At 45.9% G+C, this 13553-nt stretch carries 11 protein-coding genes; 8 read left to right on the forward strand and 3 right to left on the reverse strand.

What is annotated here, in order from left to right; genetic code table 11:
• Positions 1–25: 25 nt before the first annotated feature.
• Positions 26–2824 (forward strand): CHASE2 domain-containing protein, encoded by a 2799-nt coding sequence (locus H0R92_RS05360; RefSeq protein ID WP_432961866.1) that lies wholly within the window; start codon positions 26–28, stop codon positions 2822–2824.
• Between the two features lie 185 nt (positions 2825–3009).
• Here the strand turns inward: H0R92_RS05360 and ybaK are convergent, their stop codons facing one another.
• Positions 3010–3495, reverse strand: a complete 486-nt coding sequence (gene ybaK, locus H0R92_RS05365) for a Cys-tRNA(Pro) deacylase (RefSeq protein ID WP_432961868.1) — start codon at positions 3493–3495, stop codon at positions 3010–3012.
• 235 nt (positions 3496–3730) lie between these two features.
• Here ybaK and H0R92_RS05370 point away from each other — a divergent pair, with 235 nt between their 5' ends.
• The 6 genes from H0R92_RS05370 (at position 3731) to H0R92_RS05395 (ending at position 9724) form a co-directional block, all read left to right on the forward strand.
• Positions 3731–4672, forward strand: coding sequence for a TraB/GumN family protein (locus tag H0R92_RS05370; RefSeq protein ID WP_432961870.1), 942 nt, complete (start codon positions 3731–3733; stop codon positions 4670–4672).
• A gap of 85 nt (positions 4673–4757) precedes the next feature.
• Positions 4758–5615 carry an SAM hydrolase/SAM-dependent halogenase family protein gene (locus H0R92_RS05375; protein WP_432961872.1) on the forward strand — a complete coding sequence of 286 codons (858 nt, stop codon included), beginning with the start codon at positions 4758–4760 and terminating at the stop codon, positions 5613–5615.
• Between the two features lie 4 nt (positions 5616–5619).
• Positions 5620–7368, forward strand: coding sequence for an ABC transporter ATP-binding protein (locus H0R92_RS05380; protein WP_432961873.1), 1749 nt, complete (start codon positions 5620–5622; stop codon positions 7366–7368).
• Positions 7349–8188, forward strand: coding sequence for an energy-coupling factor transporter transmembrane component T family protein (locus H0R92_RS05385; protein WP_432961875.1), 840 nt, complete (start codon positions 7349–7351; stop codon positions 8186–8188). Before H0R92_RS05380 ends, H0R92_RS05385 begins: the two co-directional genes overlap by 20 nt.
• Before the next feature lie 40 nt (positions 8189–8228).
• A complete protein-coding gene (locus tag H0R92_RS05390) occupies positions 8229–9077 on the forward strand; it encodes an SAM hydrolase/SAM-dependent halogenase family protein (RefSeq protein WP_428769222.1) in 849 nt (282 codons plus the stop codon).
• An 86-nt stretch (positions 9078–9163) separates the two neighbouring features.
• Positions 9164–9724, forward strand: a complete 561-nt coding sequence (locus H0R92_RS05395) for an ECF-type riboflavin transporter substrate-binding protein (RefSeq protein ID WP_432961878.1) — start codon at positions 9164–9166, stop codon at positions 9722–9724.
• Between the two features lie 134 nt (positions 9725–9858).
• On the opposite strand, the gene gpmA is transcribed toward H0R92_RS05395, so the two are convergent.
• Together gpmA and H0R92_RS05405 are read right to left on the reverse strand one after the other, a co-directional pair.
• Positions 9859–10605, reverse strand: a complete 747-nt coding sequence (gene gpmA, locus H0R92_RS05400; RefSeq protein WP_432961880.1) for a 2,3-diphosphoglycerate-dependent phosphoglycerate mutase — start codon at positions 10603–10605, stop codon at positions 9859–9861.
• A 133-nt stretch (positions 10606–10738) separates the two neighbouring features.
• On the reverse strand, positions 10739–11287 hold the full coding sequence (locus H0R92_RS05405) for a DUF308 domain-containing protein (protein WP_432961882.1): 549 nt from the start codon (positions 11285–11287) through the stop codon (positions 10739–10741).
• 919 nt (positions 11288–12206) lie between these two features.
• On the opposite strand from H0R92_RS05405, the gene H0R92_RS05410 reads away from it, so the two are divergent.
• Positions 12207–13055 carry a leucine-rich repeat protein gene (locus H0R92_RS05410; RefSeq protein ID WP_432961884.1) on the forward strand — a complete coding sequence of 283 codons (849 nt, stop codon included), beginning with the start codon at positions 12207–12209 and terminating at the stop codon, positions 13053–13055.
• The last annotated feature ends 498 nt before the right edge of the window (positions 13056–13553 follow it).

Raw genomic sequence — 13553 nt, forward strand, 5'->3', positions numbered from 1 at the left:
CTATATATATGATATACTAAAAAGTATGGAAAAGCAAGGAAAAGAACATTTTTTTTCAGTTTTGATCAGACCGGAAATTTTAATTTGTGTGGGGGTGATTTTTTTAACCGCCCTCGGATCCTTTGCCGGAATATTCGAAAAGCTTGAGTTAAGAATGTACGACATTCTTTTGGCTGTAAAGCCGGCTGTTCCGGAACAAGAGGATATTTTAATTGTCGCCATCGACGATGCTTCTATCGGAGAGATAGGAACGTTCCCGTGGAGCCGCGATATTTTAGGCGATGCCTTAATCAGGATGCGGGAACTGGGGGCAAAAAAAGCCGTATTCGATATTGAATACGTATCCCCTTCCCAGCGGGGCATCGATCCTGTCGTGGAAAAATCTTTGCCGCAGCGCTTCGAACAATCGGAACTTAACATTGCTTCTCTCATACAGGAATTGTCCGCAGCCGTTGCCCGCGGCGATTTGCCCGCAGCATATGCTCCTGAAACGGCGCAGGATTTAATATCGTCTTATGTTGCTCCGGAATTCAGGGATTTGCAGGATGCCGTTGTCGGAAAATTGTCGCGCGACAATGATTTATATTTTGCACAAACCATTCATTTTTTCGGCGACACTTGGCTTACCGTCAATGCCGGCGATATGGGGATTGTCGTTTCCGACGAACTTATCGATTATGTTCGGAAAAATATTTTGCTGCATACGGTAACGGCGCCGCCGGGTCTTATTGCTCATGAAAACGATTTGTTTTTATCGCAGCAGCAGTTGACACGTAAAATGACGCCTGCTCTTTTTGTTTTAATGGAACAAGCACAGGGGGCCGGTTTTACCAATGTTGTTTTGGATTCCGACGGTGCCCGGCGGCGCATAGAGCTTTTACATGAAAGCGAGGGCTTGTATATACCGCAGCTTGTTTTTGCGCCCCTTTTAACTATGCTGCAAACGGATAGTCTTGTGCGTACTAAAAATGCGCTTATTTTAAAGGATGCTCTTTTCCCCGGAGAAAACCAGCGCAAAGATATCCGAATCCCGCTCGATTCGAACGGCCGCATGTTGATAAATTGGATACCCGATACGTTCCGCAACAGCTTTAAAAACGAATCGGTATTTTTTTTGTATGATTTGGATAAAAAAGAACAAACGATTGTTTCGATACTCCAAAGTCTTGCCGGATTCCGTTTGGGGCGGGGCGGTACTATGCTCGGTTATTACGACGCGGCACATTATCTGCTCGACACGTATGCGGATTTGCTTCAAACAAAAGGTATGCTCCTTAAAAATACCGAAGTGCCGTCGCGTACGGATCCGCTTTATAACGATTATTTTGAGCGCCGAAAGGCTTTTTTCACCGATTGCGCCGAATTGACCGACCCTGTTTACGAGCAGGAAATTCTGTCGGTTTTGGATGAATTGGTAAATGATGAAAATCGTGACGAAATTAATGAAATCCGTTCTCTCGTGTCGGATAAGTTTACAAAACTTGCATCATATTTAAAGGAATACAACAGCCTTTTTGCCGAACTGCAAACATTGTATTCGGGGGCAGTGTGCATTATCGGACATACGGCCAGCAATTCGACGGACTTGGGAACTACCCCCTTCCAAGGGCAATACCCGAATATAGGTACTCACGCCAACGTATTGAACACGATTTTAAACAGAAGTTTTATTTTCCCCCTGCCGTGGTATGTTTCCTTCGGATTTTACGCATTATTGCTTTTTATTATTGTTTTTTTTGATCGGCAAATAAATATTAAAGCTTTGAACGTTATCGGTGTAACGGGGATTGTCGGCGTTCCGCTGATTGCCTTTGTGCTGATTCAATTCGGTATATATACCCCCCTTGTCGGTTCGTTTTTAGCGGTTGTTTTATCCTATATAGGAACCTCCCTTTACCGTTTTGCTTCCGCCGAAAAGGATAAAACCTTTTTACGCCGTGCGTTTTCCACATATTTGTCCGAAAAGGTTGTAGACGAAATCGTTAATGACCCGACAAAACTCACCCTCGGCGGTGAAGAAAAAAATATTACCGCTTTGTTTACCGATATTAAAAGCTTTTCCACATTGTCCGAAAAGGTAACACCGGTTCAACTTGTTAATATCTTAAATGAATATTTGACCGATTTGAGCAATATCATTTTGAAACATGAAGGAACGATAGATAAGTATATCGGAGATGCCATCGTTTCCTTTTTCGGCGCACCTATTACCGTAGAAGATCATGCATGGCAAGCTTGTGTTGCCGCCGTACGCATGAAAGAAGCCGAAGTGCTTTTGAACCGGCGTTTGAAGGAAGCCGGCATGCTGCCTATGCCGATACAAACCCGTATCGGCATAAATACCGGAAATATGGTTGTCGGCAATATGGGAACCGATATGAAGATGAACTATACGATTATGGGAAACGATGTTAACCTTGCCGCCCGGCTTGAAGGTGTTAATAAATCCTATTCTTCATGGATTTTGGCATCCGAATCCACATGGGATGCGGCAAATTCCGGTTCCAAGGCGGGAACGCTGTTAGGGCGCCGGTTGGATCGGGTACGTGTTATCGGAATTGAAAAACCCGTACAGTTATATAATATTATGGGAGTAAAAGCGGAGTTAAGCGATGACTGTATCGAGTGTGTAAAAGTTTTTCATGCCGGTTTGGACCGCTATTTGCAAAAGGATTTTGCAGGCGCAAAAAAACTGTTTGAAACCGCCGTTCATATTCTTCCTGAAGACGGCCCTTCTCAAGTATTTGCAACCCGCTGCCAAGAATTCATAAAAACGGGTGTTCCAGAGAATTGGTCGGGGGTTTTAACTATGACGACAAAGTAGATACGACTTCGAGTTAGAGAGGACATAAAGCTGCATTGAACATACAGCTATTAGCTGTATAGGCCGGATTCCAAAGGTATTGCAAGCCGGCGCAGCAATACCGGCTAAGCCCTAAGCGGTGCGGACAACTGCGGCCGGCTTATTGCCAATAAAAGAGCAGGGTGAACCGTCGGCTTAAAGACCTGTCAGTCGAGTGTCAAGTCGGCGCTTTGTGCACCGCAGGCTTGTATCAGATTTTCGGGCGAAAGTCCAAGCTGGATGCCGCGCACCCCTGCACTTACATAGACGGTTTTGTGCATCAAGGCGCTTTCATCGATAAAGGTCGGATAGCGGCGCTTCATTCCGATGGGAGAACAGCCGCCGCGCACATAGCCTGTCAGCTGCAAAAGAGAATCAGGCTTTACGCTTTCCAAACTTTTTGCACCGCAGAAGCTGCGCGCTTTTTTAAGATTTACTTCTTTATTCGCCGGAACGCAAAATACCCGTATTTCCTTCGATTCGCTTTGCATAACGATCGTTTTAAAAACGCATTCGGGGTCAAGGCCTGTTTTTTCGGCCACGCGGTTTGCCGCTCCGAGTTCAAGCTTGTGTTCGGTATTGTCCTCGTATTCTGCCGTCGTATAGGGTATATTCAGCCTTTCCAAAATGCGCATAGCGTTTGTTTTTGTCATAGCCTCTATTGTAAGCTAAAAGGCTGCGAATGTACATATATGTGTTTCCCTCTAAAAGTGGTTCTCTCTAAAACTGAAGGTTTTAGAGGGCTTCCGCAGATTTTGTGAAAAACATAACGGCCGGCTTGTAACTTCAAACCGGTCATGATATACTCCGTTTATACGGTGCGGAGCTTGTATACAGGGGTTTCGCCGGCAAACATGCCTATCATTACTTATTGTGGAGGATGCCGCAATGAACAGGGTCGGATTAATGAAAAAAGTTTTTATATCGCTGCTTTTTTGTTTTGCGTTTATAAGTTGTACGACAACTGCGCCGGTTAAGACGAAAGCGGTGCTGATTGAACATCCCGAACGTTTTTTTTGGGAGCTGAAAAATTCTGCCGGATCCGTATACATACTGGGAACGATACATTTCGCCGATAAAACTTTTTATCCGTTGGAAGAAAAAGTCTTAAACGCTTTCGATTCTGCCGATACATTGGTAAGCGAATTGGGCGGTAAAGATGAGTTGCTTGCAGTTGTCGTCAAATTACAAGAACGAATGATTAAAAATATAAACAGAGAACCGGAAAAAAATCTGGCAGTTTTTTTATCGGAAAGCGAAATAGAATTTTTATATGAAAATTTGGGAAAAAAAACCGCCGAATCTATGTTTGTATTTAATCCGTGGATTCTTAATATAGTACTCGGAGAACTGGTTTCGCAGGAAGCGAAGTTGAATCCTGCAGACGGTATTGACCTTTATCTTATAAATCGGGCGCAGGATAGAAAAATCGAAGCACTTGAAACGGCCGACCGTCAGCTTGATGTACTGTCGGCCGGCACTTTTGAAGAACAACTGCAAGTATTGCGCGGTTCAATACGGGACTTGCATGATACGAATACGGCCGTTTCTCTTATACGCACATTACGGGAATTGTATTTGAACAATGATAAAGAAGGCCTTTCAAAATTTATATTCGAAAAGTCTACACTGCCGTCGGGTGTTTCGGAAGAATATAAACGGCACTATATTAACCTTCTTTTTACCGAACGGAATATCGAATGGGCGGATAAAATCGATAACTATCTTAAAAAGGACGGTACGACATTTATCTTTGCCGGTGCCGGACATTTTCTCGGAGAACACAGCGTATTTGAAATAATGAAACAAAAAGGATTACTCGAAATATAGGTATTTCTCCCGCTCTTGACCCTGATTGCGCCCTATAGTACTATGGTAAAATCATTATTTTGTCATAATACTATAGGAAGGATGTATGGGAAAACCCTTGGTGTTTCAATCGGATTTCGGCTACGACGACGGCGCGGTAAGCGCTATGTACGGCGTTGCTTACAGCGTAGACGAATCCATAAAAGTGTTCGACGTTACGCATAATATCCCTCAATATAATATTTGGGAAGCTTCGTACCGCCTTATTCAAACCGTCAATTATTGGCCCAAGGGAACCGTCTTCGTTTCCGTTGTCGATCCGGGAGTGGGTTCGACTCGGCGGAGCATTGTCGTATTAACCGAGGCGGGACAGTACATCGTTACCCCCGATAACGGTACCCTTACCCATATCAAACGCTTAAGCTCGGTGCGCGAAGCGCGCATTATAGACGAAAGCGTAAACCGCCTGCCCAATTCCGGCGAAAGCTACACTTTTCACGGCCGCGATATATACGCGTACACGGGAGCCCGCCTTGCTTCCGGCGTTATCAGCTACGAACAAGTCGGCCCGAGCGTTGATGTCGATTCGGTTGTGGAATTGCCGATGAGTCCGCCCGTTAAAACCGAAGATTCGGTAAAGGGCAGTATCGATGTTTTGGATGTCCGCTTCGGAAGCTTATGGACAAATGTGCCGCGCACAACCTTTAATTCGCTCGGTATAAAATACGGCGACAAGGTTGACGTGATTATCGAAAACTCGACGCGGCTTTTATACCGCAATACGCTGCGCTATGCCCAATCCTTTGACGCCGTTTATGTCGGTGAAGCCCTTGTTTATGTCAACAGCCTCGACTACATAGCCGTTGCGATCAATCAGGGCAACTTTTCAAAAGCCTACGGCGTCGGAACGGGTGCAGGCTGGACTATAACGCTGCAAAAAGAGCACAAATGTGCCGCAAACTGAACCTATGTCCGCACAAGAAACGCAGAGCGCTGCAAAAAAGCCGGTTATAGAATTCCGCGATTTTTCGTTTCAGTATTTTGCACAGGCAAAACCGACGCTGAAAGATATAAATCTTACAATATATGAGGGTGAAAAGGTGCTCATTGTCGGTGCAAGCGGAAGCGGAAAAAGCACTCTGGGGCACTGTATAAACGGCCTTATTCCCTTTTCGTATAAGGGACAGGTAGAAGGCAGCTTAACCGTATGCGGTGAAAAAACGGCCGATCTCGACGTTTTTAAGCTTTCCAAAAAAGTCGGCACCGTATTGCAGGATTCTGACGGTCAGTTTATCGGCTTGAGCGTGGGCGAAGACATAGCCTTTGCCCTCGAAAACGAATGTATGCCGCTTGCCGATATGAAAAAAACGGTAAGCAAAACGGCCGCCCTTGTCGGCATGGAAAACTTTTTAGCCTCTTCGCCCTATGAGCTTTCAGGCGGCCAAAAGCAGCGCGTTTCCTTTGCAGGCGTTATGGTAAACGATGTAAACGTTTTGCTGTTTGACGAACCTCTTGCAAACCTTGACCCTAAAACGGGGCAGACTGCCATTGAATTGATTGACGACATTCACCGCCGATATCACAAAACCGTTATTATTATCGAGCACCGTATAGAAGATGTGCTGCACCGCCCGGTAGACCGCGTTATCGTTGTGGACGGCGGGAAAATCGCCGCCGATATGAGTGCCGACTCCGTTATGGCGCAAGCGGTTTTGCCGCCCTTCGGTATCCGCGAACCGCTTTATGTAACGGCTTTGCGCTGTGCCGGCATTCCCGTTACCGAAACATTGCATGCGGGCAGAATCGAAACCCTCGACGTTCCGGCGGTGCGCAATAAACTGATTGCATGGGATAAAAGCTTAAAGCCCAAACCGGCAAAACCCGGCGGAACGGAAATTTTACGCTGTGAAAACTTAAGTTTCCGCTATACGCCGCGCTCCGCCAAAGTGCTTGACAATATCAATTTCAGTATCCGTGCAGGAGAAATGGTCAGCCTTGTCGGAACAAACGGGGCGGGTAAAAGTACGTTGGCAAAGGTGATTACCGGTATTGTCTGCGAAAGCGAAGGAAGCCTGTTTTTTAACGGCGCCGATATGAAGGATATGACGATTCAGGAGCGCAGCCGGCACATCGGCTTTGTTATGCAAAACCCGAATCAAATGCTTTGCAAGCCGATGATTTTCGATGAAGTTGCCCTCGGCCTTCGCCTTAACGGGATTCCCGAAAACGAAATAAAGGACAAGGTGCATCATGCCTGTTCGGTGTGCGGTATTGCTCCCTTTATAAGCTGGCCCGTTTCGGCCCTCAGTTTCGGACAAAAAAAACGGGTTACGATAGCTTCCGTGCTGGCAATGGATCCCGAACTGATTATTTTGGATGAGCCGACCGCCGGTCAGGATTACCGCCGCTATTGCGACATTATGGAATTCCTCCGTTCGCTGAATGAGCGCGGCGTAACGATTATATTGATTACCCACGATATGCACCTTATGCTCGAATATACGCCGCGAAGCCTTGTTTTACACGGCGGAAATCTTTTACTCGACTCGGATGCCGTCAGCGCTTTAACCGACAGCGATGTTGCGGACAAGGCGAATCTAAAAGTTACTTCCTTATATACATTGGCGGAAAAAGCCGGCATTGCCGACCGCCAGCGCTTTGTGCAAAACTTTATCGACTATGAACGGGAGGCTTTGCGTGAAAGCAAAACTGTTTGATTACATCGAACGCGATAATTTTATTTACCGCCTTTCCGGCCTCACCAAGCTCATTTGCTTTTTTTGCATGACCTTTGCGGTTATGTTTTCATACGATATCCGCTTTATTGCAGGTGTGCTGGTGTGCTCCTTTATTCTTATACGCAAAGCCGATATACGCTTTTCTCAAATCAAACTTATGCTGATTTACGTTACCGTTTTTTTGGGATTAAACTTTGTACTTACCTTTTTGTTCAGCCCGCTTTACGGCACCGAAATATACGGAAGCCGCCACGACCTTTTTTCGTTCGGCGGCCGCTACGTAGTTACGCAGGAACAGCTTTTGTATCAAATTACAAAAACGCTCAAATACGCTTCGGTTGTGCCTTTGGGCATTATTTTCTTTTTATCGACAAATCCCAGCGAGTTTGCGGCTTCGGTAAACCGTATCGGGCTTCCGTATAAGGCCGCCTATGCTTTTTCGCTTACGCTGCGCTATTTTCCCGATTTAATCCGGGACTACGAAAATATTTCGGCCGCCCAGCAAACGCGCGGACTCGATTTATCCAAAAAAGAAAAGCCTTTTAAGCGTATAAAAAACATTATGAATATCTTTGTTCCCCTTGTGTTTTCCACGCTGGACAGAATCGACACGATAAGCAATACGATGGATTTACGGGGCTTCGGTAAAGGAAAAAAACGGACATGGTATGCCGCCCGTCCGCTCAAAAAAGGCGACATTATATCCATTGTTTTCGGAGCCGCTGTGTTGGTTTTGTCCTTATGTATCAGTGTATTTATAAATCAATCGCGTTTTTTTAATCCCTTTGTAAAAGGGTAAAAAGGATTTTATTTAAATTTTTATTTAAGAAGGATGTATTATGCAAAACAAACCCGTTTTGGTGTTTCAAACCGATTTTACGTATAAGGAAGGTGCCGTTTCATCGATGTACGGTGTTGTAAAAACGGTCGATTCTTCCCTCGAAATTATGGACGGCTCTCACGAATTGCCCCAATTCGATACGTGGAGCGCAAGCTACCGTCTTTTTCAAAGCTTGGACTTTTGGCCCAAGGGAACAATATACGTTTCCGTTGTGGATCCGGGAGTCGGAACCGCGCGCAAAGCCTGTGTTGCAAAAACTTCAAACGGCTATTATGTCGTAACGCCCGATAACGGAAGCCTTACGCACGTTAAGCGTTTTATGGGGATAGACGAAGTGCGCGAAATCGACGAAAGCGTAAACCGCCTTCGCAACGAAAAAACCGAAGGCGTTGCCATCTTTCACGGCCGCGACCTTTTCGGCTATTGCGCCGCCCGCCTTGCATCCGGTATCATCTCGTTCGAACAGGTGGGCCCCGCCTATCCGGTTGAAGAAATCAAAGAACATACGATACACGAACCTGTCGTTGAAGACGGCTGCGTTAAGGGTATCTTTGAAATAGACGACCCCAATTTCGGCAACTTGTGGACGAATATTCCGCTTAAACTGTTCCGGGAGCAGGGCTTTACGTACGGTCAGCGCGTGCGGCTTCGGATTTTTCACAAAGGCGTTCAGGTATTTGACGAAAAAGTGCTGTTTCATCAAAGTTTCGGCTTTGCCCAAGAAAAAGAGCCCATTATTTACAATAATGAATTGCTCCGTATTGCTTTGGCCGTATCGCGCGGCAGTTTTAAAAATCAATACAATGCCGGCTTCGGCCCCGATTGGACGGTCGAATTTTCGCATTGATTTTTCTGCTTGACACTGGGCATATATTCTGTTTGAATGGATAAAGAGAGTTTTACTTTCTTACAGTTTCCGTATCGGAGGTTTATATGAAAAAATTGTTTGCAATTACAACAAAAACTATTGTTGCAACCGGCTTGGGTGCCGCCCTTTTTATGGTACTCTTTATGTATGTTAAGGTTCCCAGCGGAATCCCCGAAACATCGTTTCAGGTTGCCTACGGCTTGGGCGGCTTTTTTGCAGCCTTATTCGGCCCCATCGCCGGCGGTCTTATCGCCTTTATCGGTCATGCCCTGAACGACTCCATCCAATACGGTTCTCCGTGGTGGAGCTGGATTATCGCCAGCTTTATCGCCTGTTTTTTAATGGGTATTTCCTATAAATTTTTAAGAGCCGATGAGGGAATATTTTCCGCTAAAGATGCTTTGGTGTTTAACCTGATTCAAATCGGTGCAAACGTGATTGCATGGATTTTGGTCGCCCCCGTTTTGGATATCGTTATTTACAAAGAACCGGTTAATCTGGTTTTTGTTCAGGGTGCAACCGCCGCATTGCTCAACTCCATCGCAACCGGTGTTGTGGGAACCCTCCTCTTGTTCGCCTATGCAAAGGCCCGCCCCAAAAAAGGCAGCCTTTCTACGGAAGAATAAAATCCGAAACTGCGCATGCGTATAGCCCCCTGCGGGTCGGTGCGCTGCGTATATAAAAAGGGGACTGCCGAAAGCCGCTTTGCTGCGCTTTTAACAGTCCCGTTTTTATTTTAAACTGGTAGGTTCGCCGTTGTTTACTTTTTCTTTCCCTGATTTGCAACGCCGGCCATTTTTTCGGCAATCGCTTTTTGGTCTCCCAGATATTTTTTGCCGAGCACTTTAAAGTTGTCGTCAAACTCGTATACGAGGGGTACTCCGGTGGGAATGTTTACTTCAAGGATTTCTTCTTTGGTTAAGTTTTCAAAATACTTTACCAAAGCGCGAAGCGAGTTTCCGTGGGCTACGATGAGTACGCGTTCGCCTTTTTGCATACGCGGCTTAATTTCGCTTTCAAAGTAGGGAACCGCGCGTGCAATTGTGGTTTCAAGGCTTTCGGTTAAGGGTAAAACCGATTTGTCTTTTACACTGCGGTAGGGTTCCTGCGAGCGGGGACTGCGCTCGTCGCTTTCTTCAAGCGGGGGAGGGGTAATGTCGAACGAACGGCGCCAAATCTTTACCTGTTCTTCGCCGTATTTTTCGGCGGTTTCGGCCTTGTTCATACCCTGTAACGCGCCGTAATGCCGCTCGTTTAATTTCCATGTTTTAATGACGGGAAGCCATTCTCTGTCCATCGATAAAAGGGCAAAGTTTAAGGTGTGGATTGCACGCTTTAAAAAGGACGTATAGCATACGTCAAAGTCGAAACCTTCTTCTTTTAAGGTGATGCCGGCTTGTTTTGCCTCTTCCTGTCCTTTTTCGGACAATTCAACATCCGTCCAGCCCGTAAAAAGGTTCAGCTTGTTCCATTCGCTTTCGCCGTGGCGGATAAGCACTAATTTCATATATATCTCCTATAAAAAAATCGGGAATTTTTACATTCCGCAAAAACTGCAAAAAACTTTTTCAGCGGCTTTTTGTAAGCAACACTATACCCGTTTGTACCGTTTTAAACAAGGTATTGCAGAGGCGCAAACATCAATCGTCTATTTCTTCGGCATATATGACGGTTGTCTTATTCCGGGCCTCGCGAATAATAATACCGGCTCCGACAATACAGGCGCAAACGCCGATAATGCGTATAAGCGTTAAACCGATAGCCGCCGGCACGGCGAACAACAAAATCGCAAGAACGATGCTTGCAATAATTTCCGCCGTAAAAGGCTTGGTGTTTATGCCTTGCGCACGCAATTTTATTACCCCGTATATTTCAAGGGCGGCGGCAAGCAGAAGATAGGCGCCCAGTACATAGAGCATAATCGTCCACAAAGCTCCCGCAAACATAAGGGGCAGGGCAACGGCGGCGGCCCCCGTTAAAATACTCAAAATGCCGCGTATCGTAATAATCCGCCTGAAGTTTTCATCCGGCGCCATTTTACGCAAAGAAACGACATTGTAAATTCCGTTGATAATTCCGCTTATACCCAAAAGCGTAACGGCGGTACGTATAACCGCTTCCGGCGTTAAAAGCATCGTTATCCCGATTGCGGCGGTCAACACGCCCATAGCTATAACCGTTTTTCGCATATACGGCTCCTGTTATTGTAAAATCTGCGGCACAAGCCTTGACACAGTATAGCATAGTGAGGGGCAAAACTCAAGATTTAACAATACAATCCCGCACGCAATTAACAATTTGTAATTTGCATTATGGTAATTAATTACAAACAAAATGTATTTTTTTACATTTTATCCGCTTAACCTTGTTTTATGGGGGAAACCGTGTTATCATGTTTAAAAAGAAAACATCCTGTTTTCTTTTTAACTTAAGTTTTGCTTTGCAAAACTTGTTATCTGCAGTTTTTCTGCACATCCGTGTGCAGGCAGGAAAAGACGCGGGGGAATGCGAGCGGGAGGGAAACATCCTGTTTTCTTTTTAACTTAAGTTTTGCTTCGCAAAACTTGTTACCTGCAGTTTTTCTGCACATCCGTGTGCAGACAGGAAAAGACGCGGGGGAATGCGAGCGGGAGGGAAACATCCTGTTTTCTTTTTAGTCCGATTTTCTCTACATCATTGCTGTGCTTCCGTTTACAAAAGGTGTATCGATAGGGCGGCTTCGGTTACGGTGCGGTTGCCGCGCCGGTAAGGACGGCTGTCTTTATCTACTCAAGGTTGCATTTTGCAGGCTTGTATATTAGAGGAGGTCTTTATGACACGACACGACAACACAGTAACTGTCTACAAAAGTAGACAGGGGGGGGGGTAAAAAAGCACCCTGAACTGACCCCACATTTTAGGAGCGTTTGCGCACTTGTAGCGCTTTGCGCAGTATTTTTTACAATTCTTTTTACCGCCTGCCCCAACGCCGCAGGAGGCGGCGGAACAAGTTCCGGCGGGAACACGGGCGGCGGAACAACGCCCAAGTTTAAGGTAACCTTCGGCACATACAACTCATACGGCAGCCTTACCGCTAGCGTTGACGGAAATCCGATAAGCTACGGTGATATGGTGGAAAAAGGGAAAACCGTTGTTTTTACGGCAAGCCCCGATCCGGATTACCTTGTGGACTCGTGGAGCATCACCGGGGCCGGCTTTGAAGCGGATACGGGTACTCCCGGGAATTCGGTTGCAAAGGTAAATGTAACCGGAAACTTTACCATAGGGATAAGTTTTATACCCATTGTTTATACTCAGGTAGCTTATACCGATTTGGAAAACCATCTTGCAACCGCCGCTTCCGCCGAGGGGGTAAACTACATAGAAATAACCGGCAGCATACCGTCTGCCGACTTTGCAGGCGAGTACTCGAATCCGGGAGTCCTCTGTCAAAAAATAAAGGCGGCTTCATCTAAAAAAGTCGCCCTTAAGCTGCCTTCTACGGTTGAAGGCCTTACCGATATGACTTACTGCTTTTTAAACTGCGAAAACCTTGTGTCGGTGGCAAATATTCCTCAAACCGTTACAAATATGGATTCCTGTTTTTACGGCTGCAGGGGTTTAACCCAAGCGCCCCCTATCCCCGAAGGCGTTTTAGAGATGGGCTGGTGCTTTTACGACTGTAGGCAATTGGACCGGGGCCCCGACATTCCTTTAAGCGTTACGGATATGAGATACTGCTTTGCAGACTGCATCTCCTTAACGGGGGTAAAGCTTAACTGCGCCTACAGTTCCGCAGTAATCGACGAAGACCTACAGGCTTTTCAAATTCTTTTTAGAAACTGTATGTTGGAAAAAGGAGGCGTAAAGGTGCCGAGCGCCCACTACGCAGCTTATACCTCAGCCGAAGCCCTTACCAAAATGCAGGTTCCGGGCACCGATTACGAAGACAAAAAAGCAAGGTTTGCATCGTTTTAATAACTGAAGGGGGTTGTCTGATAAGCGCGCGTCTTTTAGACAGCCCCGAAAACCCTGCCGTTATAAGCGTGAGCCTTAACAACGCCACAGGCGAACGGGTTTGTCTGCGGTAAACTTGGGTATATGCAGCTTTTTCGCACGTCCTGCTCGGTTTTGAGCTTGAGTTTTGGGCTTTGCCCAAAACTCATTACTTGCAGCTTTTGCCGGCATCCATGGCGGCATGTACTCGAAGAAAAAAGGTGGAAATCCGCTTAAATTTTTCGAGTAGGGGTGTGCTGTGATTAAAAGAGATTTTTATTTAAAACAGTTAATCCGTAAAAAATCCTCATATCGAAAATTCCGAAAACAATATTACCTTTGAAGATAAAACACAGGCATTTTGTATATAGGTGTGGAACAATTCTTATTGGAAAAAACGGTTCCGGATTTATAACTGCGGTTCAAACGGGAATGAAACGGATAAAAAGCCGTATTGCGGGAATATCGGCTGTGGTTTAT

Origin of the sequence: Treponema sp. OMZ 840 (assembly GCF_050937815.1) — a bacterium.
Classification (GTDB): Bacteria; Spirochaetota; Spirochaetia; order Treponematales; family Treponemataceae; genus Treponema_C.

Bases quoted from the DNA above. Each gene is read 5' to 3' on its own strand.
- H0R92_RS05410 (WP_432961884.1), top strand. From the start codon at position 12,207: ATGGTGGAAAAAGGGAAAACCGTTGTTTTTACGGCAAGCCCCGATCCG.
- H0R92_RS05395 (WP_432961878.1), top strand. From the start codon at position 9,164: ATGAAAAAATTGTTTGCAATTACAACAAAAACTATTGTTGCAACCGGC.
- H0R92_RS05375 (WP_432961872.1), top strand. From the start codon at position 4,758: ATGGGAAAACCCTTGGTGTTTCAATCGGATTTCGGCTACGACGACGGC.
- H0R92_RS05380 (WP_432961873.1), top strand. From the start codon at position 5,620: ATGTCCGCACAAGAAACGCAGAGCGCTGCAAAAAAGCCGGTTATAGAA.
- H0R92_RS05360 (WP_432961866.1), top strand. From the start codon at position 26: ATGGAAAAGCAAGGAAAAGAACATTTTTTTTCAGTTTTGATCAGACCG.
- ybaK (WP_432961868.1), bottom strand. From the start codon at position 3,495: ATGACAAAAACAAACGCTATGCGCATTTTGGAAAGGCTGAATATACCC.
- H0R92_RS05370 (WP_432961870.1), top strand. From the start codon at position 3,731: ATGAACAGGGTCGGATTAATGAAAAAAGTTTTTATATCGCTGCTTTTT.
- H0R92_RS05390 (WP_428769222.1), top strand. From the start codon at position 8,229: ATGCAAAACAAACCCGTTTTGGTGTTTCAAACCGATTTTACGTATAAG.
- gpmA (WP_432961880.1), bottom strand. From the start codon at position 10,605: ATGAAATTAGTGCTTATCCGCCACGGCGAAAGCGAATGGAACAAGCTG.
- H0R92_RS05405 (WP_432961882.1), bottom strand. From the start codon at position 11,287: ATGCGAAAAACGGTTATAGCTATGGGCGTGTTGACCGCCGCAATCGGG.